Here is a 21,947-nt window from a genome sequence, read left to right as displayed (position 1 = left end):
GCGCAGCCTCTTCTTCAGCACCGCCTGCTCACCGGCGTTAACCCCATGCAACTGAAAAACACGCTTGGACGTATCCATGCCAACACGGATAAGCTTTTCCACGGACGGCTCCCTTGTTTGAGATCGCGCAACGACCTCATTCTGGCACATCGATGCCGTCGGGGGCCGTCCACCCCATCACGAGTTTCTTTGTATCAGGCAAACTCGTGGATGCCAGGCCTGAAGCCTGGCATGACGATCCAGTTTGTTTAGAAACGTAGGCGCGAAACCATGAAAGCCCTCGTCAAGACCGAAGCCGGACCCGGCCTGAAGCTCCAGGACGTGAAGGAGCCCGAGGTCGGCCATAACGACGTGCTGATCAAGATCAGCAAGACCGCGATCTGCGGCACCGACATCCATATCTGGAAATGGGACGAGTGGGCGGCGAAGACGATTCCGGTCGGCATGCATGTCGGCCATGAATATGTCGGCGAGATCGTCGCCATGGGCCAGGAAGTGCGCGGCTTTAATCTCGGCGACCGCGTCTCCGGCGAAGGCCACATCACCTGCGGCTATTGCCGCAACTGTAGAGCGGGCCGCCGGCATCTCTGCCGCAACACTTTCGGCGTGGGCGTGAACCGCCCCGGCGCCTTCGCGGAGCTCCTGAGCATCCCGGCCTTCAACGCCTTCAAGATCCCGGACAACATCAACTCCAACCTGGCCGCGATCTTCGATCCCTTCGGCAACGCGACCCATACCGCGCTCGCCTTCAACCTGGTGGGCGAGGACGTGCTGATCACCGGCGCCGGGCCGATCGGCATCATGGCGGCGGCCATCGCGCGCCATGTCGGCGCCCGCTTCGTGGTGGTGACCGACGTCAACGACTACCGCCTCGATCTCGCCAGGCAGATGGGCGCGCACCGCGCCGTCAACGTGACCCGCGAGAAGCTGAAGGACGTGATGACCGAATTGGGCATGGTCGAAGGCTTCGACGTCGGTCTGGAAATGTCCGGCGTGCCCTCGGCCTTCACGACCATGCTCGAGCATATGAACCACGGCGGCAAAGTGGCCCTGCTCGGCATCCCGCCCGCCAACACCGCGATCGACTGGAACCAGGTTATCTTCAAGGGCCTGGAGATCAAGGGCATCTACGGCCGCGAGATGTTCGAGACCTGGTACAAGATGGTGGCGATGTTGCAATCGGGCCTCAACCTCAACCCGATCCTGACCCACCATTTCCCGGTCCAGGACTATGTCGAAGGCTTCGAGACCATGCTCAGCGGCAAGTCGGGCAAGGTGATCCTAGATTGGTGAGCCCGGCGCTCTGATGGACTATTCCTGGACCTGCGCCTGTTGCGGCAAGCAGTACAACACGCTGCCGCTCGACTTCGCGATCAAGGCCCCGCACAACTGGTTTGGCATTCCGGACGAAGAAGCGGCGCGTCGGGTCAAGCTGACCCAGGACGTCTGCATCATTGATGGCGAAGAGCGTTACATCCGTGGCTGCCTGGAAATTCCGGTGACGGAGCTCAACGACAAGTTCATCTACGGCGTCTGGGCCTCGGTTTCTGAGCGGAGCTTCAATCGCATTCACGAGTTGTGGGATGCGGAGATCCGCGACGACGAGCCGCCCTTGTTCGGCTGGCTCTGCAGCAACCTCCCGCTCTACGGCGGGACGCTGCATCTGAAAACCAATTTGCACCTCCGCAACCGAGGCCAGCGCCCCTTCATCGAGCTCGAGCCGACCGATCACCCGCTCGCCGTCGAGCAGCGGAACGGGATCACGGTCGAGCGCGTGCAGGAAATCATCGCCGCGCTCAGCCATCGCCACTGAGATGACCGCGATCTACATCGATGCCGATGCCTGCCCGGTGCGGGACGAGGTCTATCGCGTGGCCGAGCGCGTCGGGCTCGAGGTCTTCGTCGTCTCCAACGGCTCGCGGCCGATCCGGCCCACCGGCAACCCGCGCATCCAGATGATCATCGTCGCGGAAGGCGCCGATGCCGCCGATGACTGGATCGCCGAGCGCATCACGCCGGCCGACATTTGCGTCACCAACGACATCCCGCTGGCCTCGCGCTGCCTGAAGAAACAGGCGCGGGCGCTCGCCGCCAACGGCAAGCTCTGGACCGAGAACAACATCGGCAATGCGCTGGCGGGGCGCGAGGTGGGCAAGTATCTGCGCGAGACCGGCGTCAACACCGGCGGGCCGCCGCCCTTCTCCAAGGCGGACCGCTCGCGATTCCTGAATGCGCTGGATGCCCTGGTGCAGGCGGCCTTGCGGGGAGCCAAGGCCTGAACGGATTCTCTCTCGCCGCTCCTGAGGTCGTCAAGACCGTACCCGTTTTGTTCGTCTATGTCAAGTACCAGGTAAAATATTGACAAGTCCGGATTTTATCGGAGTCTGAAGCGCAAGAATGTGGTGCGCCGGCGCCTGGGCCTAATTCATCCCGACCAGGCTCTTCATCTTGCTCATGAAGCCGCCGGCCTTGCGCTCGCCGCGCCCCGAGAGGTTGCTGCGCATGTTGCGCAGCAGATCGCGCATCGCCTCGGCGTCGGCATCCACCGGCATCGCCTCGGTCTTGTGCGAGAGGCCAAGCTTGTCGGCCGAAACGCCGACCTCGGCCGCGGTCTCGGTGATCTTGCCGGCGATATCCGCGGCGGCGACGTCCCGGTCGTGCATCAGCGTGTAATGGCCGGGTTCCGGGCGCGAGACCACGCCGCCCGCCGCATTGTCGATCAAGGTCTCGCCGATTTTCTGGTCCAGCTCGGCATGTTTGGCGGCCGAGAGGCCGGCGCCGGAAGGCGACACGGTCAGGACATGCGCACGGAACACCGAGAGGTCGAGCGCCCGCCCGGCGCTGGCCGCGGCGGCTGTGGCGACCGCGGAAAATTCATCCTCGCTCGCCAGCGCGTCGCCGTCGCTCACTTCGGCGATCGGCCGCGCGCTCTCGGCGCCGCTCTCGGACAGCATCAGCCACCAGGCCATCGGCCCGGAGCCGGGGCGTGCCTGGAGCGCCAGCTTGTTCTCGCCGCTCATCGGCGTGCGCAGGGTGACCTGGACCACCTCGGTCCAGTTGCGCTGCGAGAGCCGGCCCATCATCCGCATCACGTGCAGGCGGTCGTCGTCGCCGATGAAATTGACCAGGTGCTTGCCGATCAGGACCTGCTGCAGCATGCCGAAATGCCGGGAGAGATTGCCTCGCGCCTCCTGGATCTGGGTCGCCTGATCGACCAGGAAGGACATGTCCCAGGTATCGGCCATGGTGAAGTTCCGTCTGAAGATGCCGTGAAAAGCCGCCCGATTATCCCGGCGCAAGGTTAACCAGACGTCAATCCTAGCCGCGAAATTTGGGGATAACCGGCGGATTTCCGCCCTTTAACCGGTTGCCCGGAGCCACACCCGGAGCGGCCCGAGCTCTTGGAATCCCAGGCTTTTCATCAATGCCAGCGCCGGCTCCTGGTCATAGCCCGCCACCGGAAGGCCGGGCGCGAAATCCTGGACGGCGGCCAGACATCCCGCGGCCAGGTCGTCGGGCCCGAACAGGTTGGAGAGGCCGACCACCGCGGCCGACCGGCTGGCGACACAGCCGGCGACGATCCGACCTCCGACCTCGGCGGCGATGAAGGCGTGACCCGGTTCGTCGAGCAGCGAAGGCCGGAACAGATCGAGAGGAGGCTCATCGCCACGCCACGCCTCTTCCCAGCGCGCCAGCGATGCCGCATCCCGCAGCACCCGCCACCGCGCGCTGTCCGACTGCTGCACCGGTTGCGGATCGCGCCAGATCCAGGTCGCGTCGAACAGCGGTTCATAGCCGTGCGGTGAAAGATCGAGCGCGGCGAAACTGTCTTTGATCGCGAAATCTCCCCGTGCCGCCGCGATCGCCGGTGGCACCTGCTCGCCTGGTCCCAAGGTCACCGCGTTGGGATAGAAGGGCGGCGCTTCGCCCGGATTGATCCAGAGCTCCGCCTCGAAACGGCAAGGCTCGCCCCAGCTCCGCGTGACCGCATCGCACCATTCCGCATTGTTGCGCGCGGCGAGAGCGATGCGTTCATCCATTGCGCCAGAGATCCTCGATCGCCTCGGCTCGGTTGATGTTTCGCTCGCGCGCATCGACCATCGTGCTGAGGAAATAAAGCAGCTGCCGTCCGCGCTGCCGCGCGCCCGCCGTGCCGAGCAAGTGCATGGCGGACAGGAACAATGTAGCGCCGAGCGGGAAGACAGCGGCCACCACGTTCTGCACGATCGCTCCAGCGGAGATGATCCAGGCGACGAGGATGAGGCCGGCAACGGAAGGAGCGAGGAAGCGACTCACTCCGATGAAGCACTCGATGCGGGTTCCATCGCCATCCGGCACCAGCGTGCCGGAGAGCATCGGAAACCATGTGTTCTGCGCTTCGGGACTTCCGGTCCTGTATCGCAGCTTCACCCTCCTTGCGGTGATGTCGCCGATGATGTCTTCGGACCGCTCCCTATCCAATCGATTGCGCAGGCGCTCGGCGCATTCTTCGGGGCCATAGGGGGAATGCATCGTGGCTGTCTCAACCCCGGTCAACGGCGACCACCAGCGCCTAGGCAATCTTCACCAGCCGCGCCGCGTAGAATCCATCCATGCCGCCCTCGCTCGCGAGATGGCAGGGCAGGGTGCGCAGGTCGCCTTCCGGAGTCAGCAGTTCGCGCAAGCCGAAGACCTCGGCCGCGTTGAGCGGCGCGCGTTGGAGATTGCCGTGCCGCGCCAGTGCGGCTGCGATCCGTTCCGGGCCCTCTTCCGGCTGCAGCGAGCAGACGCAGTAGAGCAGCGTCCCGCCCGGCCGTGTCAGGCGCAGAGCGGCATCGATCAGCCGGTCCTGCGCCCCGGCGAGCTTCACGATGTCGCGTGGGTCCTTGAGCCAGGCGACGTCGGGATGCCGGCGGAGCGTGCCGGTCGAGGAGCAGGGCGCGTCCAGCAGCACCGCGTCGAAATCGCCGGCCGCATTCCAGATCGTCGCGTCCGCCGCCTCGCATTCGGTGATCAAGCCGAGGCGATCGAGATTCTGCTTCAGCCGTTGCAGCCGGTCCTGCGAGCGGTCGAGCGCCGTCACCTTGGCGCCGGCGGCGGCGAGCTGCGCGGTCTTGCCGCCCGGTGCGGCGCAGAGATCGAGCACGCGCTGGCCGAAGACGTTGCCGAGCAACTTCACCGGCAACGCCGCGGCGAAATCCTGCACCCACCAGGCGCCCGCGGCGAAGCCCGGCGCCTCGTCGAGGCGCTGCGGCCGTTCCGGATCATGCGGCGCACGCCGCAAGCTGCCCCCGGGCAGCACCCGCGCATGCAGGGCCTCGGCCCATTGCGCGCTCTCCGCCGGTCGCTTCACCGTGAAGTCGAGCGGCGGCTCGTCGAGCAATGCCGCGGCGATCGCCGCCGCCTGCTCGGCGCCATAGGCCTGCGACCAGGAGCGCCAGAGCCAGTCCGGCAGACTCGCTTCGCCCGGCGGCACCTGTGCGAGCAGCGCATCGCCTTCACTGGCGATCCTGCGCAAGACCGCGTTCACCAGGCCCTTGTAGCCGGCGGCGCCGCCCAGGCCCGCGGTCAGCGCCACCGCGCTGTCGACCGCGGCATGGGCCGGCGTCTTCAGCACCAGCAGCTGTGCCGCGCCCAGCCGCAGCACATCGATGACGTTGCGCGACCGCGCCGGCAGCGGCCGCTCCAGGCACAGCGCGATGATGCGATCGATCCGCGCCAGGTGCCGCAAGGTCGCCGTGGTCAGCGCGCGGACGAATTGCCGGTCGCGATTCTCGAGCTGGCCGAGATCCGGATGCCGCTCGAACGCCTCTTCCAGCGGCCGCTTCTGCTCCAGCACGCGCGCCATCAGGTCGAGCGCCACGCCGCGCGCGGACACTTCCGGTGGTTTCGGGGAGGTCTTCTTGTTCGCTGCCATGGCCCGTCTTCTAGCCTTGAACGGCGTCGCGGTCGCGCAGGAAATCCTGCGGCGCCCGGCCGAGGGCGCGGCGCACGGCGCCGGTGGGCCCCGCCGGCTCTCGACCAGAGCCCGGTCAAAGGGCATTCTCCAACCCATGACCGCGACCACGCTCGATCTCCCGACCGGCCAGTCCAACCGCCGGACCCAGCTGCGCTGGCTCGGCGGCGGGCATTTCATCGCGCATTTCTCGATGCTGATCTTCGCCACCGCGGCGCTGGAGATGGGACCGGAATACGGCGCCACCTACGGCGCGCGGCTGGCGCTGGCGACCGGCGGCTTCATCGCCTTCGGCGCGCTCGCCGTGGCCTGGGGCTGGCTGGCCGACCGGCGCGGCGCCGAGGGCCTGCTGAAGCTGTTTGCCTGGGGCGTCGCCGCGACCCTGGCGCTGGCCGCCTTCGCGCCGGCGACGCCGGGCCTCGGCGCGGTCTGGCTGGCGGTCGCCTTGACCGGCATCGGCATCGCCGGCGCCATCTATCACCCGGTCGCCAACAGCGTGATCGCCGGCTGGGGCCAGGCTTCCGGCAGCGCCTTCGCCTTGAACGGCGTCTTCGGCAATGTCGGCATCGCCATGGCGCCGCTGGCGGCCGCGGGGCTGATCGCGCTGCTCGGCTGGCGCGCGGCCTTCTTCATTCCCGCGATCGCCGCCGTGATCCTGGCGCTCAGCCAGCCGCGCGGCTTGGGCTTCGGCGTCCATGCCGCAGCGGAAGCGGGATCCACCGCAGCGGTGCCGGGTGCGATCCGCATCGCGTTGATCGTCCTGTCGATCCTCGCCGCGGTCGATGGCGTGATCTTCAACCTCGCCACCATCGCTTTGCCGAAGCTCTTGAGCGAACGCGGCGCGATGTTCGGCGCCGACCCGCAGGCGACCGCCGCCAGCCTCGGCACCATCGGCCTGATCGGCTCCATCGTCACCCTGTTCGGCGCCGGGGCGCAGATCCTGGTCGGCCGCTTGCTGGCCCGTTGGTCGGCGCTCGCGCTGCTGGCACCTGCCGCCGCAATGCAAGTGCTGGGCGGGCTGCTGATGGCTACCGACAGTCTCTATGGCTTCGGCGCCGGCCTGCTGCTGCTGTTCATGGCGATCTTTGCGCTGGCGACCCTGGGCGACGCCGCGGCGGCCCTGGTCCTGCCCCCGGCCTTCCGCGGCCGGGGCTATGCCTGGCTCTACCTCCTGAGCTTCCTCAGCGGCGCCGTGGCGGCCCCGCTCGCCGCCTATCTCGCCGACCATGGGGGGATGGTGGGCGCGGCCGGATTCATCTTCGGCTTCGGCCTCATCTCCCTGGTTGGCGCAGTTTTCCTGGCCTGGCGCCGGCGCTTGACCTCATTGGCGTGACCCCGATCACAGCCAGACTGCATTCCTGACCGCCATCGGAAACCTGACAGCCCGGCCCCGCGACGGGTCTGGGGACAGGCTTTCGCACCCACCCTTTGGACAAACAGGAGTGTGTCATGGCTTTGAGCGGCAACAATCCCGGCACCACCCAGCCCGGCACCGTCCCTCCCTCCCAGTTCCCGGTCTACTGGTTCATCAACGGCGACGAGCTCGCCAACACCATCAATGGCACGTCCAAGAACGAGATCATCAACGGCCTCGGCGGCGACGACACGATCAGCGCCGGCGCGGGCGCCGACAAGGTCTATGGCGGTGCCGGCAAGGACTCGATCGACGGCGGCGACCACAATGACCTGATCGTCGGCGGCGACGGCAACGACAATCTCTATGGCGGCAGCGGCGACGACACGATCTACGGCGACACCGACCAGACCATCGTCAACGCCGCGGTGGCCGAGCCGACCGGCGACGATTACGTGCGCGGCGGCATCGGCAACGACACCGTCTACGGCAACAAGGGCAACGACGACCTCTACGGCGACAGCGGCGACGACGCACTCTGGGGCGGCGCCGGCTATGACGACCTCTACGGCGGCCTCGGCAATGACGTGCTGCACGGCGAGGGCGAGAACGACTTTCTCTACGGCGAGGAAGGCGACGACGTCCTCTATGGCGAGGCCGGCCAGGACCGCATCTATGGCGGCGACGGCAAGGACGCGATCAGCGGCGGCGACGGCAACGACCGGCTCTACGGCGAAGGCGGTGCCGACGTCATCATCGGCGGCGCCGGCAACGACGATCTCTACGGCGACGGCAGCTACAACACCGAAGGCGTCGATGGCGACGACCTGCTCTCCGGCGGCGCCGGCAACGACCGGCTGTTCGGCAATGACGGCAGCGACACGATGTGGGGCGGCGCCGACAACGACCGCTTCTATATCGACGCGACCCTGAGCGGCAACGACGTGATCATGGACTTCAACGCCGCCGAGGACACCTTGGTCCTGGAGCATGTGCTCGACGCCAACGATCCCAACGTCTCGCTCGGCGCCTCGGCCGACGGCGACGTGCTGCTGCAATTCGCCGGCAGCGGCGCCACGCTCGAGCTCAACAGCTTCCAGGCGGCGAACTACGCCAACGTCGCCCAGCTCGACGCCGCCATCAACATCACCTACCAGCCGTAACGCGGCTTAACCCGGGCCACCCCCGCCCTGACCGGCGGGGGTGGCTTTGTTTTTGCCCGGCGTATCCCCTGTCCGGCCCAGGGTGGCCGTAAATGATGCGGTTGCAGCGCAAAACACCGAAGAAAAGGCGGCCAATTCCCGGATTTGCCGCTGAATCGGCGTGATGCCGCTCACAGCCAGGCCGCTTCACGGTCCTCCCCTGCAAACCCGGTGGCCCGAGCCTGCGACAGGTCTGGGGACTGGTACGCAGCGCCCCACAGGGGACAAGAGGAGGAACGCGTCATGGCTTTGAACAACAACAATCCCGGACCCACCCCCGGCAACTTCCCGGCGCCGCAGCCCAACATCCTGTGGCCCATCTACGGCGACGAGTTGAACAACCCGCTGAACGGATCGTCGAAGAACGAGGCGATCTACGGCTACGGCGGCGACGACACGATCAATGCCGGCGCCGGCAATGACCAGGTCTACGGCGGTTCCGGCATCGACACGATCGACGGTGACGAGGGCAATGACCTGATCGTCGGTGGCTCGGGCAACGACATCATCCAGGGCGGCTGGGGCGAGGACGTCATTTATGGCGACACCAACCAGGCGCCCACGCCCCTGGCGGGCACGCCGACCGGCGATGACGAGATTCATGGCGGCGGCAACAACGACACGATCTACGGCAATGCCGGCGACGACGATCTCTACGGCGACGCCGGCGTCGACACCCTCTGGGGCGGCACCGGACAAGACCATCTCTATGGCGGCACCAGCAATGACGTCCTGCACGGCGAGAACGGCAACGATCGCCTGTATGGTGACCAGGGCGACGACATCCTCTATGGCGAGGCCGATGGCGATCGCCTCTATGGCGATGTCGGCAAGGACACGCTCTACGGCGGCACCGGCGAGGATCGGCTCTACGGCGAAGGCGGCGACGACGTGATCTATGGCGGCGCCGAGCACGACGACCTGTTCGGTGACGAGAGCTTCAACGATGCCGGCGCTCCCGGCAACGACAAGCTTGACGGCGGCGACGGCAACGACCGGCTGTGGGGCGATGCCGGCGACGATCAGCTGACCGGCGGCGCGGGCAACGACGAGTTCCACTTCGACTCGGCGCTCACCGGCCATGACGTGATCACGGACTTCAACCCGGCCGAGGATCTGCTGGTCCTGGACGGCGTGGTCGACCTCCTGGATCCCAACGTCAAGATCGGGACTTCGGACGACGGCGACGTGATGATCAAGTTCGCCGGCACCGGGGCCACGATCGAGATCGACGGCATCCAGAACCAGAACTACGGCAACCTGGAGCAGCTCAGCGCCGCGATCGACATCTCCACCTGGCCGTAACGCCCGAGCGATTTCGCATCGCCGCCTCAGGCGGCGGTGCGGGCGCCGCAGGGCGCGGAGCGCAGCTGCCGTTTCGTCGAGGCCGGGTCCTTCAGCAGCTTGTTCTCCGGACGGATCGGCCGCGGCACGAAGTTGCCGCCGCAGTTCGGGCAGACCCCGGCGAACACCGTCTCGGCGCAGGAAGCGCAGAAGGTGCATTCATAGGTGCAGATTCGCGCCTCGGCGCTTTGCGGCGGCAGGTCGCGGTCGCAGCATTCGCAATTCGGTCTGAGTTCCAGCATCGCTCAATCCTCTCGTCGGTGGAGCGATTCCGGTTTACCGCCGGGGCGTCTTGGCATAAATGACGTTATGCCCTCGTTTCCTGCCAAACCCGGTTCCGCTCCACCCCGCCGCATCGTCTTCGTGGTGTTCGAAGGCGCGCTGGCGACCGACATCGCCGGTCCCTCCGACGCCTTCGGCATCGCCAACCGTCACGACCCGGCGCGCAACCCGCTCTACGATCTGCGCTATGTCTCGCTGGCGGGCGGGCCGGTCAGCACCTCGTCCGGGCTGGTGGTGGAGACCACGCGGGCGCGGGCGGGATCGCTGGAGGACATCGACACCCTCATCGTCTCCGGCGGCTCCTTCATCCAGGAGACGATCCTCGACCGGCCGCTGCTGCGCTGGATCGCCAAGGCGGGTGCGCAGGCACGGCGCACCTGCTCGGTCTGCTCGGGCGCCTTCCTGCTGGCCGAAGCGGGATTGCTGGAAGGCCGCCGCGCGGTCACCCATTGGTCGATGACCGACATCTTTCGCGCCCGTTATCCCAACGTGCAGCTGGAGCTCGATCCGATCTTCGTCGAGGACGGCCCGGTCTGGAGCTCGGCCGGGGTGACGGCGGGGATCGATCTCGCCGTGGCGCTGATCGGGCGCGATCATGGCGCCGCCTTGTCCATGGACGTCGCCAAGCAGATGGTGATGTTCCTGCAGCGCCCGGGCGGCCAGGCGCAGTTCAGCGCCGCGCTCCTGGCCCAGGCCGGCGCTGGCGGGCGCGACGACGCGCTGAACGCAATCACCAGCCATGTCGCGGAGAATCTCGCCGCCGATCTCTCGGTCGAAGCCCTGGCGGAGAAAGCCGGCATGGCGCCGCGGAGCTTCGCGCGCCTGTTCGCCGACCGCGCCGACGGCTTGACGCCGGCCAAGCTGGTCGAAGCCCTGCGGGTCGAGGCCGCCACGCGGGCCCTGGTCGGGTCGATCCTTCCGGTGAAGCGGATCGCCGCCGACTGCGGTTTCGGCGACGAGGAGCGGATGCGCCGCGCCTTCCTGCGCCGGCTCGGCGTCGCGCCCAACGACTATCGGGCGCGATTCACCGTCAGCCCCAACCTCAACCCCAAGGCCCGCGCGAGCGCTGCGAAGGCTCGGTCTGCGGGATGAAGCTCCGCCCCGGCCGCGCCGCTTGCGGCACCGGCGCGGCAACGCCGCCCTCCATTTCCAGCAGCCGCGCGATTCGGTTCTCGGTCGACGGGTGAGTCGAGAACAGGTTGTCGGCGCCGCTGCCGTGCAGCGGGTTGATGATGAAGAGATGCGCGCTGGCCGGATTCTGCTCGGCGCGCGGGTTGGGGATCGCGGCGGCGGCATTCGAGATCTTGTGCAAGGCCGACGCGAGCGCCCGCGGCTGGCCGGAAAGCTCGGCACCGGCGCGGTCGGCCTCGTATTCCCGGCTGCGCGAGATCGCCATCTGCACCAGCATCGCTGCGATCGGCGCCAGGATCATCACCAGCAGCGCGCCGATGCCGCCCAGCGGCGATTCCCGATCGCGCCCGCCGAGACCGCCGAAGAACAAAAGCGACTGCGCCAGCATGCCGATGGCGCCCGCCAGGACCGCGGTGATGGTCATGGTAAGGCTGTCGCGGTTCCGGACATGGCCGAGCTCATGCGCCAGCACCGCGCGCACCTCGTCGCGATTCAAGCGCCGCATCAAGCCGCTGGTCGCGGCGACCGCGGCATTTTCCGGGTTGCGCCCGGTGGCGAAGGCATTCGGCTGGTCGCTGTCGATCAGATAGACCTTCGGCACCGGCATGCCGCCGCGCGCCGCCAGCTCCTCGACGATCGCATTGAGGTCTGTGTTATCGACAGGCTGTGCGCCATACATGCGCAGCACCAGCTTGTCGGAGAACCAGTAGCTGCCGACATTCATCACAAGCGCCAGGCCGAAGGCGAACAGCATCCCGGTCTGGCCGCCGATCAGCCAGCCGCAGGCCAGGAACAGCCCAGTCAAGGCGGCGAGCAGTAAGGCGGTGCGTGCGTAACCCATGGTTGGTGCGATCTCCTTTCCGTAGAAAATCGTGGTGCCGCCCGGGTTTTTCAAGCTAGCGTCGCTGCATGACCGAAGCGCCGAAGCGACCCGAGACCAAGCCCGAAACCCCGCCGGAAACGCCACCGGCCAAGCCCGTTCTGCCGAAAGAGATCGGCGGCCCCAAGGGTCTGGAGCCCACCCGATACGGGGACTGGGAGCGCAACGGACGGGTTTCCGATTTTTAGCTTTTCTTCACCCGGCCTGGTTAGACTGAAGGCATGGAATTCCAGTGGCTTAGGCCGTCACCCGAACGTGATTGGCCGCTGCTTCCTTCGCGGACTTAGGTTCAGGCGAAATGCGCTTCGGTAGGTATCCATACGGCCCCCTCCTGAGACAATGGCGGAGTGCGGGCCTTGCCGCGTTGCTCGCGGGTGGCTTGGCCGCCTTCGCGACGCCTGCCTTCGCGCAGGAAGCACCGGCCGTGCCGCTGCCGACCCCGCTCACCACGCCGAAGCCGCCCAATGTGCCGGTGATCGGGACCCAGCCTTCGCCGCCTGAAGGCTACGAGGCGGTGTCGCCCGGCACGATTCCTTCCGCCAATATGCCGGCCGCCGGGATCGGCGTCGCCGCACCCGCGCCGCAACGCCAACTGATCCGCCCGGAAACCGAATCGCGGCCGATCGTGATCGAGCTCTTCACCGCGCAGGGCTGCAGCAACTGCCCCGCGGCCGACGCCTATCTCGGCACGCTCGCGCGCCGCAAGGACGTGCTGCCGCTCTCCTTCCATGTCGACTACTGGGATTATATCGGCTGGAAGGACCAGTTCGCCGACCCGGTCTATGTCGGCCGCCAGCGCGCCTATGCGATGACCCTGGGCCAGCACATGGTCTACACGCCGCAGGTCGTGGTCGCCGGCGCCAGCGATGCCCAGGGCGCCAACCGCGCCATCATCGAGCAGCGCATCCGCGAGGCCAAGGCCCGCCAGCGGATGTATCCGATCGAGGTGGTGCGCGATCCGCAGACCGGCCAGGTCCTGCTGGAACTGCCCGAGGCGAAACTGCCGGTGCCGGCCACGATCTGGCTGGTCACCTATCAGTACAAGGACGAGTCCGCGATCAACAGCGGCGAGAACAACGGCCGCAAGTCGGAGTCTTTCAACACCGTGCGCTCGCTGCAGAAGGTCGCGGTCTGGAACGGCGGCCGCAGCACCTTGCCGCTGAAGCTCGACGCCAAGGCCAAGGCCGCCAATCCCAACGGCTGCGCCATCATTGCCAACCTCGCCGATTATGGCCCGATCGTCGCTGCCGTCGCCTTCGACTTCGGCGAGGCCTGGTAGCCGCGGCGCCGGAACCCCACTAGAGTGCCCCGCGCAACACCAGGGGCATCCATGACCACCAACATTCCCTTCGTTTCATCGGCGACGCTCAACGCCAAGCTCGACTACCCGTCGCTGATCGCGGCGCTGAAGGCCGCCTTCGCCGCCGACTGGACCGTGCCGGTCCGGCATCATCATCCGATCGCAATCCCGGGCGAGCCGGAGCAGACCCTGCTGCTGATGCCGGCCTGGGAAGGCGGCAAGTCGGTCGGCGTCAAGCTGGTCACCATCACGCCCGGCAACGGCGCCCGCCATCTCCCCGCGGTGCAGGGCATCTACCTGCTGCTCGACGGCGCCACCGGCATTCCCAAGGTGCTGATGGAAGGCACCACCTTGACCGTGCGGCGCACCGCGGCGGCTTCCGCGCTGGCGGCGAGTTTCTGCGCCCGCCAGGATGCGGCGACGCATCTCATGGTCGGCGCCGGCGCGCTGTCCCGCCCGCTGATCGAGGCGCACCGCGCCGCGCGTCCGATCAGGAAGACCTTGCTCTGGGCCCGCAAGTCGGAACAGGCGGAGGCGAAGGCCGCGGAGCTCGCCAGGGCCGGTATCGCCGTCGAGGTCGCGCGCGATCTCGAAGCGGCGGCGCGGACCGCCGACATCATCTCCAGCGCGACGCTTTCGTCCGAGCCGTTGATCCGGGGCGCCTGGCTGAAGCCCGGCGCGCATCTCGACCTGGTCGGCGCCTACACGCCCGAGCTCCGCGAATCCGACGATGAAGCGGTCAAGCGCGCGACCTTGTTCTGCGACACCCGCGGTGGTGCGCTGAAGGAAGGCGGCGACCTGGTGCAGCCGCTGAAAGCCGGGGTGATCAAGGAAAGCAGCGTCGTCGCGGACCTGATCGAGCTGTGCAAAGGCAAGCATGCCGGCCGCAAGCGCGACGACGAGATCACGCTGTTCAAATCCGTCGGCACGGCGATCGAGGACCTCGCCGCGGCCAAGCTGATGCTGGAGCGGATGTAAGGCCGCCGGCGCGCTAGTCCGCGCTGAGGCAGGACTCCGCCGTGGCCGCCGGGTCGGCCCGCAGGCAGGCGAGCGACTTGTCGACGCGGTGCGTCGTGAAGGACTTGCCGAGGTCGATGATATCCGCCGCGGCTGGCTTCCAACGACAGCCATCACGGAGCTCCAACAGGAAGCGCCCCTGCTTATGCTCGCTGTCTGTCGTGTTGGCCTTGTTGACGGGGCGACCGGACATCGCCGAAACCACCGCCATCTGGCCGCGAACGTAGGCCTCCAGGTTCGGCGGGCGGTCGACCAGGTCGAAATTTGCCTGCACCACGCGCAGCTTGTGCGCGCCGATTTCCACCGGATCGTTGCCGAGGATATTGAAATGATCGGCGTGACCGAGCTTCGGATAGAGCGACTGGTTGTCCGCCGGCGCCCCCGCCTTGCGTGCGATCTCACGACCGACATCGGTGATCGCAAAATCGAAACTGTGCTGCTCTCCGTCCGTGATCGCGTGCGCGAAGACATCTCCGGCGCCGGTCGGCGCGATGACCACACCGTCGATGCTCGCCGAAGCCCAGCCGGCCTCGACGGCGCCCCCGATGATGACCATGGTCCAGGGGTTCATCTTCCTGGGTGTCGGCGACACCGCCGCAAGCAGGTTGCCCGGGCCCAGGGCGTATTGGCCGCTGGGGACGATGCGGCGGTCGATGCGCCAGTAGTCAGTCATGACGGCAGCGAAGGTCTCGTCGGAGAGATCCGACGCGCAGCTATCCGCCAGCGCCGCCGCCGACCACCCGAGAACCAGCGCCGCCGCAAGCGCAGCGCCGATTCCGATTCGGGATGGAAGAATCGATGGTGGCATGACGGCCCAAGGATATCACTCCTCCGCCGGCGCTTCGATGTTCCGCTCTCTTAACCCTAAGCCCCGTTGCCAAGCCGCGTCCGAGGGGTATTCTTTCCTTTAGGGGCGGTGTCAGGCGGTATGCCTGCACAAGGCGGGGGAACAGATGACGCGGGTCTTGGCGCTGCTTTGCGTGTGGACGGTGCTGGCCGTCCTTTCCGGTTCAGCCTGGGCGCAGGACGCCGCGGTCAAGGCGACGCTCGACGACCTCGCCCGATTGGAGCCGCAGATCTCGGCGCTGACACCCGGACAGGGCGCCGGAATCAAGCGGGTGCAGAACCTGCTGAAGGTCACCCAGCAGCGCTTTGCCGGTGCCAACCAGGGCGATCCCGATTATCCCGCGGCGGCCGACCGGCTCGCCAAGGCCGAGGCGGCGCTGGCCGATCTCGCCGCCGGCAAGACGCCGGAGCCTGCGCCGGCAGCGCCCGCCGCGACCAGCGCCGAGCCGCCCGCGGCCGCCCCGGCAACCGCGCCTTCCGCCGATCCCAAGGTCGCCGCCGCGCAGGCGCATCTCGATGCCCTCAACGCCGCGGTCGCCGCAACTCAGCCCAACGAGATCGACAAGATCCAGCAGCAGCGCAGCGAGCTCGACCAGCTGGCGCGGGAAATCACCGCGGCGCAGAACCCGGGCGATCCCGCCTGGGTTGCCGCGGCCAACGGCTATAACGATCTCGTGGCGCAGATGAACGCGCTGATCGCCGCGGCGAACAGCGGCGGCGGCGCGGCGGCGCCCAGCGGTGGCGGTGGCGACGCCAATGTCGCCCGCGCCGAGCATGAGCTCGGCCTGATCGAGCGCCAGGTGGAGCCGATGCAGCCGGGCGATGCGCGCCTCGCCGAGCGCTTCCTCGCCGACCTCGACCGCATCGGCCAGACCCTCGACGCCCTGCCCGACAAGACCACGGCGGAGTGGCAGGCGGCCGACGCGCACCGTGCGAAGCTGAAGGGCACCATCGTCGAGAAACGCGTCGCGGCGCTCAAGCAGACGCTGCAGCAGCAGATCGACCGGGTGAACACCCTCGACGCCACCGACTTCGCGGTGGCCGAGACCGTCGATGGCCTGCAACGCGATCTCGATGGCATTCGTGCGGGCCTCGACGCCCTCTCTGCGCCGCAGGATCCCGGCGTCGTCGCGCTCGGCCAGGACATCGCCCAGGTCGCCGGCGCCATCGACCAGCGCGCGCAATCGGCCGGCGCGGCTGTGGCGCAATATGGCGACGTGAATGCGCGGCTTGCCGAGATCGATGGGCATGCGCGCGGCTTCAAGGTGCCGCCGCCGCTCACCGGCAGCGCGACCAAGGACGAGGCCGCGGCTTACGGTGTGGCGATCGCCGGGATTCGCCGGCAGAGCGCGGAGGATCTCGCCTGGCTGGACAGCATCAACGGCAAGGTTCCGCTGACCGCAGATCAGGTCGAGAGCTTCAACCGGTCGCAATCCGCGCTCGCCGTGGTGACGCCGCAGGAGGTGAACCAGTCGCTGCTGAATTCCCAGGCGGCGCTCGACGCCGCGGTCCAGCAGGGCCTCACCTATGCCGACCTGCTGAACAATGCCGACACCGGCAATGCCGACGACCAGGCCAATCTCATCACCGGCGCCGGCAAGTTCGAGGAATACCAGAAGAACCTGGAGACCGGCCTGGTCGCGGTCGATGCCGCCGCGGCGTTGGATGGCGCCGTGGCGCGGACCGACGCACCCGACCGCGCCGCCCAGCGCGCGAAGATCGCCGGCGCCCTGGAGAAATACCAGGGCAGCCACAGCGAGGCGCTGGCCTCGGTGCGCATGCCCGAGGCGCGCTCGTCGGATGCCGAGCTGGTCGCGATCGCCGAGGAGGTGCTGCGGCGGCCGGAATACGGCTACCAGTGGAAGCGGCTGGTGGTGAATGCCGACCTGCAGCATTTCGACAAGATGACCGGCAGCATCGACGAGAACACCAGCAGCGACCTCGTGGTCAGCGTCTACCACTGGGTCTGGGACGAGTTCCAGGTGACGACCGCCGAGCAGCGCGACGGCAGATGGTATCTCTACGCCAACAAGCTGCGCCACTTCACCTCGGGCGGGCCGACCACGCCGACCGGCCGCTGGATCCTCGCCGACCGCTTCGAAGGCAGCGAGATCCTGGAAGCGAACATCGCGGAATAGGCGGTCCTACAGGCCCCTCTGCAGGAAAGCATTCATCCGCCGCGCAAAGGCGGCGGGGTCGGGAAGGGTCTCGCCGTCCTGGATCCGGGCCTGGTCCAGGAGCAGCCAGCAGGCATCGTCGAGCGCGCTGTTCTGGCCGCCTTTGGAGACCGCTTTCGCGAGGCTCGCGATCATCGGATGGGTGCCGTTGATCTCCAGCACCCGTTGGAGCGAAGCCTCGAGCTTCTTATGCTGGCGCAGCAGCTTTTCCAGATGCATGTCGAGATCGCCTTCGGCCGCGACCAGGCAGCAGGCGCTGTCGGTCAGGCGATCGGAAACCCGCACGTCCTTTACCGCGTCCTTCAAGGTCAGACGCATCAGGGCGATCAGGTTGTCGATGCCTTCGGCCTTCGGCTCCGGCTTCTCCTCCGGGGCGCCGTCGGCTTTCTTCACGGTGTCGAGCTCGGCGGCGCCGCGGGTCGCCGACTTGAACGGCTTGCCTTCAAATTCGGCGACCGCCTGCATCCAGAACTCATCGACCGCATCGGTCAGCAGCAGCACCTCGACGCCCTTTTTCCGGAAGCCTTCGAGATGCGGCGAGCGTTGCAGCGCCTCGACCTCGTCGCCACTGATCGTGTAGATGCCGGTCTGGCCTTCCTTCATGCGGCCGACATAGTCGGCGAGGCTGATCGGCGCGTCTCCGGCTGTGGTGCGGAAGCGCGCCAGCTTCAACAGCGCGGCGCGGTTGGATTCGTCCTCGTAGATGCCTTCCTTCAGCACCGCGCCGAAATTCTCCCAGAACTGCAGATACCGTTCGGGCTCGTTCTCGGCGATCTTGGCGAGCTCGCCCAGCACCTTCTTGATGAGACCGGCGCGGATCTTGGCGATCAGCGGGTTGGCCTGCAGGGTCTCGCGGCTGATGTTGAGCGGCAGGTCCTCGGAATCGACCACCCCCTTCAGGAACCGCAGCCAGCTCGGCAGCAGGTCTTCGCAATGGTCGGTGATGAAGACCCGCTTCACATAGAGCTTCAGCGACTGCTTGCGGTCGGGGTGGAAGAGATCGAAGGGCTTGGCACTGGGCACGAAGATCAGCCCGGTATAGTCGATCTTGCCCTCCGCCCGGAAATGCAAGGTCGCCCAGGGCGCGTCGAAGGCATGCGCGACGTGGTGATAGAACTCGGTATATTGCTCCGGCGTGATCTCGGACTTCGACCGGGTCCAGAGCGCCGCCGCCTGGTTGACGTGCTTTTCGCCCGTGCCGTCGTTCAACCGCACCGGCAAGGCGATGTGGTCTGAATACTTGGCGACCACCTTCGAGACATTGCCGGCGTCCAGCCACTGGTCCTCGCCGGCCTTGATGTGAAGGACGATCTCGGTGCCGCGGCCCGGCTTCTCGGCCGGCGTCACGGTGAACTCGCCGCGGCCCTCGGATTCCCAGGTCCAGGACTTCTCTTCTCCGGCGCGCTTCGAGGTGACCGCGACCCGGTCGGCGACCATGAAGGCTGAATAGAAGCCGACGCCGAACTGGCCGATCAGCGAGACCTTCTTGTCGCCGCTGGTTTCGGCTTCGAGCTCGTTCATGAACTGGGCCGAGCCCGACCGGGCGATGGTGCCGAGATTGGCGATCAGCTCGTCATGGCTCATGCCGATGCCGTTGTCGGCAATGGTAAGAAGGCGGTTGGGCTTGTCGATGGCGATGGTGACGGCGAGGTCCGGGTCGTCGCCCAGGAGGCCGGCCTGGGTCAGGCTCAGATAGCGCAGCCGGTCGCAGGCATCGGAGGCGTTGGAAATGAGCTCCCGCAGGAACACCGATTTGTCGCTGTAGAGCGAATGCGCCACGATGTCGAGCAGGCGGCTGACCTCCGCCTGGAACCCGTGCTTTTCAGCGCTCCGCTCCGCCACCATGATCCGATGCTCCTCCAGAAATGCCGGTTTTCGGCCGCTCATATGCTGAAAATACCGCCGAGTTTCAAGGCCCCTCCCGGCCCTTCATAAATGCCCCGACTTCCGTCAGAATGAACGGCATGAACCGCGTTACGAGGATGGATCGATGACCGCCGCGTTGAAAGCCGTGCCGGGAAACCCGGCGCCCCAGCGTTCTGACGAGGAATGGCGCCTCCGGCGCGAACTCGCCGCCTGCTACCGGCTGATCGCCCATTTCAAGATGACCGACCTCATCTTCACCCATATCTCGCTGCGGATTCCGGGGCCGGAACATCATTTCCTGATCAATCCCTACGGCCTATTCTTCGACGAGATCACCGCCTCGAACCTGGTGAAGATCGGCCTCGACGGCCGCGCGGTGGAGCCGACGCCCTATCCGGTCAACCCGGCCGGTTTCGTTATCCACAGCGCGATCCATGGCGCGCGCGAGGATGCCCATTGCGTGCTCCACACCCACACCAAGGCGGGCTGCGCCATCGCCGCGCAGAAGGACGGGCTGCTGCCGGTCAACCAGATCAATCTCGAATTCTACAACAACGTCGCCTATCACGATTATGAAGGCATCGCCCTCGACCTCGACGAGCAGAAGCGGCTGGTGGCGGACCTCGGGTCGAAGTCGGTGATGATCCTGCGCAACCACGGCCTCCTGACCGTCGGCAAGGACGCGCAGCAGGCGTTCTTGCGCATGTACTACCTGGAGAAGGCCTGCGAGATCCAATTGACGGCGCAGGCCGGCGGCCAGGCGCTGGTGATTCCGCCCAAGGATGTCTGCGAGCATGCCGAGCGCCAGTTCAACGCGCCGCCAGTGCCGTCCAGCGACGGTCGCACCTTGAGCGATCCCGACGGCTATGATCTCGCCTGGAGCGCGCTGTTGCGCCTCTTGGACCGGATCGACCCGGGCTACAAGAACTGATGCGCCGGCTCTGCCTCGCGCTGTTCTTCCTCGTCGCTGCGCTCGGCACGGCGGCGGCGGACGACCTGGTCGGGAAATACGCGGCCGCCGGCGTCGATCCGCAGAACCGCAACTACAAAGCCGCCGTCCAGATCGAGCAGCTCGGCAAGGTCCACATCGTCTTGTGGAAGCTCGCCGAAGGCGCCGCCTATAAGGGCATCGGCATCCGCCAGGGCGACAAGATCGGCGTCGGCTATGGCGGCCCCGACACGAAGTTCGGCATCGCCGTCTACAAGGTCAAGGGTGGCGTGCTCGAGGGCCTCTGGGCCGACAGCGGCGATCTCAAGTCGGAGCTGGGCAAGGAGACGCTCGAAGGCTCGCCCGATCTCAACGGCACCTACAAGGTGACGCTCGGGCAGAACCGCGACGGTCTCACCAACTACACCGGCACGATCGAGATCAAGCGCACCGGGAACACCTTCGTGTTCTACTGGCCGATCGCCAAGCCGCCGAGCATCGGCGTCGGCGTGCTGCTCGACGATATGCTGGTCGTGGCCTACAGCAGCAACCCGGAGAAGCTGCCCGGCGTCGTGGCCTATAAGGCGACCAGCGCGGATACCCTGGAGGGAATCTGGGCCGGTCTCGGCGTCAAGAAGACCGGCGACGGCAGCTACAACATCGTCGCGCCGAAGAAGGCCGGCACCGAGATTCTAGTTCGCCACCCCTGATCAGGCGATCAAGCTAGACGATCAAATTCTGCGGCTTGCCGGCGAAGAAATTGAGGATGTTGTCGAGCCCGCCGCGCACCAGCCGCTCGAGCGCCGCGGTGCTGTTGAAGCCGATATGCGGCGTCAGCACCACGTTCGGCAGGTGCATCAGCGGCCGGTCCGGGATCGGCTCGGTCGGGAAGACATCGAGCCCGGCGCCATAGATCTTGTTCTCGGCCAGCAGCTTCTCCAGGCAATCGTAATCCATCAGCCCGCCGCGCGCGGTGTTGATGACGATGGCGCTGGGCTTCAGCGAGTTGAGCAGCACCGCATCGATCAGCCCGCGGGTGGCGTCGTTCAGCGAAAGATGCAGCGATACCACGTCCGAGGTGGCGAACAGCTCGGCCAGGTCGATGAACTTCACGGTCGAGAAGTTGCGGCGATAGCGGCCGGCGCTGCGGGTCCAGGCCACCACCTCCATGCCCAGGCCCAGCGCCATCCGCGCGGTCTCCCGGGCAATGGGTCCGAAGCCCACCAGGCCGATGCGCCGGCCCTTGAGCTCCAGGCCCGAGGGGTGCTCGGCCCAGCCGCCGCCGCGCACCACCCCGTCGAACTGCACCACCCTTCTGGCGACACCGAACATCAGCGCGATGGCGTGCTCGGCCACCGTGCGATCGCCATAGCCGGGAACATTGGCGACGCGGATGCCGCGTTCCTGGGCGGCGGCGAAATCGACGAAGCCGTCCACGCCGATGCCGAGGAAGGAGATGATCTTCAGGTTGGGGCAGGCCGCGATCGCCGCGCCCGAGACCTTGGCCCAGTTCAGCAGGATCGCATCGGCTTTGCCGCAGCGCTCGATCAGCAGGGCATCGTTGTCGACCGGGCCGGTCTCGACCGCGAGCGTCATGCCGGCCGGCAGTTTCCAGCTTTGCAGCAGGCCGACCGTTTCCGGCGAGGCGTCGGGCGAAGCGATGAGCGGCAATGCGGGATCCCCGG

Annotated in this window: 22 protein-coding genes and 1 pseudogene; 13 read left to right on the top strand and 10 right to left on the bottom strand. The window is 67.0% G+C overall.

The features are described from left to right. Window positions 1-102: pseudogene (locus ACH2CY_RS19340) on the bottom strand (IS110 family transposase); the annotation flags it as partial. Between the two features lie 168 nt (window positions 103-270). Here ACH2CY_RS19340 and tdh point away from each other — a divergent pair. From tdh to ACH2CY_RS19325, 3 genes are read left to right on the top strand one after another with little or no spacing between them, the layout of a single operon-like run. Then, entirely contained in the window at window positions 271-1,293 is a 1,023-nt protein-coding gene (tdh, locus tag ACH2CY_RS19335; protein WP_395020987.1) for an L-threonine 3-dehydrogenase, read from the top strand. Window positions 1,294-1,306: 13 nt separating this feature from the next. Continuing rightward, a complete protein-coding gene (locus tag ACH2CY_RS19330; RefSeq protein WP_395020985.1) occupies window positions 1,307-1,813 on the top strand; it encodes a DUF2199 domain-containing protein in 507 nt (168 codons plus the stop codon). Window position 1,814: 1 nt separating this feature from the next. Further along, complete coding sequence (locus ACH2CY_RS19325) at window positions 1,815-2,279, top strand: YaiI/YqxD family protein (RefSeq protein WP_395020984.1); 465 nt, start codon at window positions 1,815-1,817, stop codon at window positions 2,277-2,279. A gap of 141 nt (window positions 2,280-2,420) precedes the next feature. Here the strand turns inward: ACH2CY_RS19325 and ACH2CY_RS19320 are convergent, their stop codons facing one another. The 4 genes from ACH2CY_RS19320 to ACH2CY_RS19305 form a co-directional block, all read right to left on the bottom strand. Next, on the bottom strand, window positions 2,421-3,245 hold the full coding sequence (locus tag ACH2CY_RS19320) for a PAS domain-containing protein (protein WP_395020983.1): 825 nt from the start codon (window positions 3,243-3,245) through the stop codon (window positions 2,421-2,423). Window positions 3,246-3,359: 114 nt separating this feature from the next. Continuing rightward, window positions 3,360-4,040: a hypothetical protein gene (locus ACH2CY_RS19315; RefSeq protein ID WP_395020982.1), complete on the bottom strand. Its 681-nt coding sequence runs from the start codon at window positions 4,038-4,040 to the stop codon at window positions 3,360-3,362. Continuing rightward, window positions 4,033-4,512 (bottom strand): hypothetical protein, encoded by a 480-nt coding sequence (locus ACH2CY_RS19310; protein WP_395020981.1) that lies wholly within the window; start codon window positions 4,510-4,512, stop codon window positions 4,033-4,035. Before ACH2CY_RS19310 ends, ACH2CY_RS19315 begins: the two co-directional genes overlap by 8 nt. A gap of 40 nt (window positions 4,513-4,552) precedes the next feature. Continuing rightward, window positions 4,553-5,896, bottom strand: a complete 1,344-nt coding sequence (locus ACH2CY_RS19305; protein WP_395020980.1) for an RsmB/NOP family class I SAM-dependent RNA methyltransferase — start codon at window positions 5,894-5,896, stop codon at window positions 4,553-4,555. Here ACH2CY_RS19305 and ACH2CY_RS19300 point away from each other — a divergent pair. The 3 genes from ACH2CY_RS19300 to ACH2CY_RS19290 all read left to right on the top strand — a co-directional run bounded on the left by ACH2CY_RS19300 (window position 5,883) and on the right by ACH2CY_RS19290 (window position 9,796). Further along, window positions 5,883-7,268, top strand: a complete 1,386-nt coding sequence (locus ACH2CY_RS19300; protein ID WP_395020979.1) for an MFS transporter — start codon at window positions 5,883-5,885, stop codon at window positions 7,266-7,268. The two genes, ACH2CY_RS19305 and ACH2CY_RS19300, sit on opposite strands and share 14 nt — an antisense overlap. 116 nt (window positions 7,269-7,384) lie before the next feature. After that, the gene (locus ACH2CY_RS19295; protein WP_395020978.1) at window positions 7,385-8,452 is read left to right on the top strand and encodes a calcium-binding protein; all 1,068 of its coding nucleotides are present in this window, start codon (window positions 7,385-7,387) and stop codon (window positions 8,450-8,452) included. A 282-nt stretch (window positions 8,453-8,734) separates the two neighbouring features. Next, window positions 8,735-9,796: a calcium-binding protein gene (locus tag ACH2CY_RS19290; RefSeq protein WP_395020977.1), complete on the top strand. Its 1,062-nt coding sequence runs from the start codon at window positions 8,735-8,737 to the stop codon at window positions 9,794-9,796. A gap of 26 nt (window positions 9,797-9,822) precedes the next feature. On the opposite strand, the gene ACH2CY_RS19285 is transcribed toward ACH2CY_RS19290, so the two are convergent. Beyond that, window positions 9,823-10,077, bottom strand: a complete 255-nt coding sequence (locus ACH2CY_RS19285; protein ID WP_395020976.1) for a DUF1272 domain-containing protein — start codon at window positions 10,075-10,077, stop codon at window positions 9,823-9,825. A 67-nt stretch (window positions 10,078-10,144) separates the two neighbouring features. On the opposite strand from ACH2CY_RS19285, the gene ACH2CY_RS19280 reads away from it, so the two are divergent. After that, a complete protein-coding gene (locus tag ACH2CY_RS19280; RefSeq protein WP_395020975.1) occupies window positions 10,145-11,209 on the top strand; it encodes a GlxA family transcriptional regulator in 1,065 nt (354 codons plus the stop codon). Here ACH2CY_RS19280 and htpX read toward each other — a convergent pair. Continuing rightward, entirely contained in the window at window positions 11,160-12,089 is a 930-nt protein-coding gene (htpX, locus tag ACH2CY_RS19275; RefSeq protein ID WP_395020974.1) for a zinc metalloprotease HtpX, read from the bottom strand. The genes ACH2CY_RS19280 and htpX overlap by 50 nt on opposite strands. Window positions 12,090-12,157: 68 nt before the next feature. On the opposite strand from htpX, the gene ACH2CY_RS19270 reads away from it, so the two are divergent. From ACH2CY_RS19270 to ACH2CY_RS19260, 3 genes are all read left to right on the top strand, one after another. Continuing rightward, entirely contained in the window at window positions 12,158-12,316 is a 159-nt protein-coding gene (locus ACH2CY_RS19270) for a DUF1674 domain-containing protein (RefSeq protein ID WP_395020973.1), read from the top strand. Between the two features lie 191 nt (window positions 12,317-12,507). Next, window positions 12,508-13,407 carry a DUF1223 domain-containing protein gene (locus ACH2CY_RS19265; RefSeq protein ID WP_395020972.1) on the top strand — a complete coding sequence of 300 codons (900 nt, stop codon included), beginning with the start codon at window positions 12,508-12,510 and terminating at the stop codon, window positions 13,405-13,407. 51 nt (window positions 13,408-13,458) lie between these two features. Further along, window positions 13,459-14,406 carry an ornithine cyclodeaminase family protein gene (locus ACH2CY_RS19260; protein ID WP_395020971.1) on the top strand — a complete coding sequence of 316 codons (948 nt, stop codon included), beginning with the start codon at window positions 13,459-13,461 and terminating at the stop codon, window positions 14,404-14,406. A gap of 13 nt (window positions 14,407-14,419) precedes the next feature. Here the strand turns inward: ACH2CY_RS19260 and ACH2CY_RS19255 are convergent, their stop codons facing one another. Next, complete coding sequence (locus tag ACH2CY_RS19255) at window positions 14,420-15,253, bottom strand: hypothetical protein (RefSeq protein WP_395020969.1); 834 nt, start codon at window positions 15,251-15,253, stop codon at window positions 14,420-14,422. Window positions 15,254-15,398: 145 nt separating this feature from the next. On the opposite strand from ACH2CY_RS19255, the gene ACH2CY_RS19250 reads away from it, so the two are divergent. After that, the gene (locus ACH2CY_RS19250) at window positions 15,399-17,429 is read left to right on the top strand and encodes a hypothetical protein (RefSeq protein ID WP_395020968.1); all 2,031 of its coding nucleotides are present in this window, start codon (window positions 15,399-15,401) and stop codon (window positions 17,427-17,429) included. 6 nt (window positions 17,430-17,435) lie between these two features. On the opposite strand, the gene htpG is transcribed toward ACH2CY_RS19250, so the two are convergent. Then, window positions 17,436-19,313: a molecular chaperone HtpG gene (gene htpG / locus ACH2CY_RS19245; protein ID WP_395020992.1), complete on the bottom strand. Its 1,878-nt coding sequence runs from the start codon at window positions 19,311-19,313 to the stop codon at window positions 17,436-17,438. Between the two features lie 145 nt (window positions 19,314-19,458). Here htpG and ACH2CY_RS19240 point away from each other — a divergent pair, with 145 nt between their 5' ends. Both ACH2CY_RS19240 and ACH2CY_RS19235 read left to right on the top strand, forming a co-directional pair. Further along, window positions 19,459-20,265 (top strand): class II aldolase/adducin family protein, encoded by an 807-nt coding sequence (locus ACH2CY_RS19240; RefSeq protein WP_395020967.1) that lies wholly within the window; start codon window positions 19,459-19,461, stop codon window positions 20,263-20,265. Beyond that, the gene (locus tag ACH2CY_RS19235; protein ID WP_395020966.1) at window positions 20,265-20,972 is read left to right on the top strand and encodes a hypothetical protein; all 708 of its coding nucleotides are present in this window, start codon (window positions 20,265-20,267) and stop codon (window positions 20,970-20,972) included. Before ACH2CY_RS19240 ends, ACH2CY_RS19235 begins: the two co-directional genes overlap by 1 nt. 13 nt (window positions 20,973-20,985) lie before the next feature. On the opposite strand, the gene ACH2CY_RS19230 is transcribed toward ACH2CY_RS19235, so the two are convergent. Then, window positions 20,986-21,933 (bottom strand): 2-hydroxyacid dehydrogenase, encoded by a 948-nt coding sequence (locus tag ACH2CY_RS19230; RefSeq protein WP_395020965.1) that lies wholly within the window; start codon window positions 21,931-21,933, stop codon window positions 20,986-20,988. Window positions 21,934-21,947 lie beyond the last annotated feature (14 nt).

Source organism: Dongia sp. (genome assembly GCF_041905885.1).
Lineage (GTDB): Bacteria > Pseudomonadota > Alphaproteobacteria > Dongiales > Dongiaceae > Dongia.
This window is presented reverse-complemented; position numbering and strand designations above follow the sequence as displayed.

Excerpts from the sequence above, each read along its gene's own strand:
- ACH2CY_RS19305 (WP_395020980.1), bottom strand. The coding sequence starts at position 5,896 with ATGGCAGCGAACAAGAAGACCTCCCCGAAACCACCGGAAGTGTCCGCG.
- tdh (WP_395020987.1), top strand. The coding sequence starts at position 271 with ATGAAAGCCCTCGTCAAGACCGAAGCCGGACCCGGCCTGAAGCTCCAG.
- ACH2CY_RS19330 (WP_395020985.1), top strand. The coding sequence starts at position 1,307 with ATGGACTATTCCTGGACCTGCGCCTGTTGCGGCAAGCAGTACAACACG.
- ACH2CY_RS19240 (WP_395020967.1), top strand. The coding sequence starts at position 19,459 with ATGACCGCCGCGTTGAAAGCCGTGCCGGGAAACCCGGCGCCCCAGCGT.
- ACH2CY_RS19285 (WP_395020976.1), bottom strand. The coding sequence starts at position 10,077 with ATGCTGGAACTCAGACCGAATTGCGAATGCTGCGACCGCGACCTGCCG.
- ACH2CY_RS19310 (WP_395020981.1), bottom strand. The coding sequence starts at position 4,512 with ATGCATTCCCCCTATGGCCCCGAAGAATGCGCCGAGCGCCTGCGCAAT.
- ACH2CY_RS19250 (WP_395020968.1), top strand. The coding sequence starts at position 15,399 with ATGACGCGGGTCTTGGCGCTGCTTTGCGTGTGGACGGTGCTGGCCGTC.
- ACH2CY_RS19290 (WP_395020977.1), top strand. The coding sequence starts at position 8,735 with ATGGCTTTGAACAACAACAATCCCGGACCCACCCCCGGCAACTTCCCG.
- ACH2CY_RS19280 (WP_395020975.1), top strand. The coding sequence starts at position 10,145 with ATGCCCTCGTTTCCTGCCAAACCCGGTTCCGCTCCACCCCGCCGCATC.
- ACH2CY_RS19320 (WP_395020983.1), bottom strand. The coding sequence starts at position 3,245 with ATGGCCGATACCTGGGACATGTCCTTCCTGGTCGATCAGGCGACCCAG.
- ACH2CY_RS19255 (WP_395020969.1), bottom strand. The coding sequence starts at position 15,253 with ATGCCACCATCGATTCTTCCATCCCGAATCGGAATCGGCGCTGCGCTT.
- ACH2CY_RS19325 (WP_395020984.1), top strand. The coding sequence starts at position 1,815 with ATGACCGCGATCTACATCGATGCCGATGCCTGCCCGGTGCGGGACGAG.
- htpX (WP_395020974.1), bottom strand. The coding sequence starts at position 12,089 with ATGGGTTACGCACGCACCGCCTTACTGCTCGCCGCCTTGACTGGGCTG.
- ACH2CY_RS19235 (WP_395020966.1), top strand. The coding sequence starts at position 20,265 with ATGCGCCGGCTCTGCCTCGCGCTGTTCTTCCTCGTCGCTGCGCTCGGC.
- ACH2CY_RS19295 (WP_395020978.1), top strand. The coding sequence starts at position 7,385 with ATGGCTTTGAGCGGCAACAATCCCGGCACCACCCAGCCCGGCACCGTC.
- ACH2CY_RS19315 (WP_395020982.1), bottom strand. The coding sequence starts at position 4,040 with ATGGATGAACGCATCGCTCTCGCCGCGCGCAACAATGCGGAATGGTGC.
- ACH2CY_RS19270 (WP_395020973.1), top strand. The coding sequence starts at position 12,158 with ATGACCGAAGCGCCGAAGCGACCCGAGACCAAGCCCGAAACCCCGCCG.
- htpG (WP_395020992.1), bottom strand. The coding sequence starts at position 19,313 with ATGGTGGCGGAGCGGAGCGCTGAAAAGCACGGGTTCCAGGCGGAGGTC.
- ACH2CY_RS19260 (WP_395020971.1), top strand. The coding sequence starts at position 13,459 with ATGACCACCAACATTCCCTTCGTTTCATCGGCGACGCTCAACGCCAAG.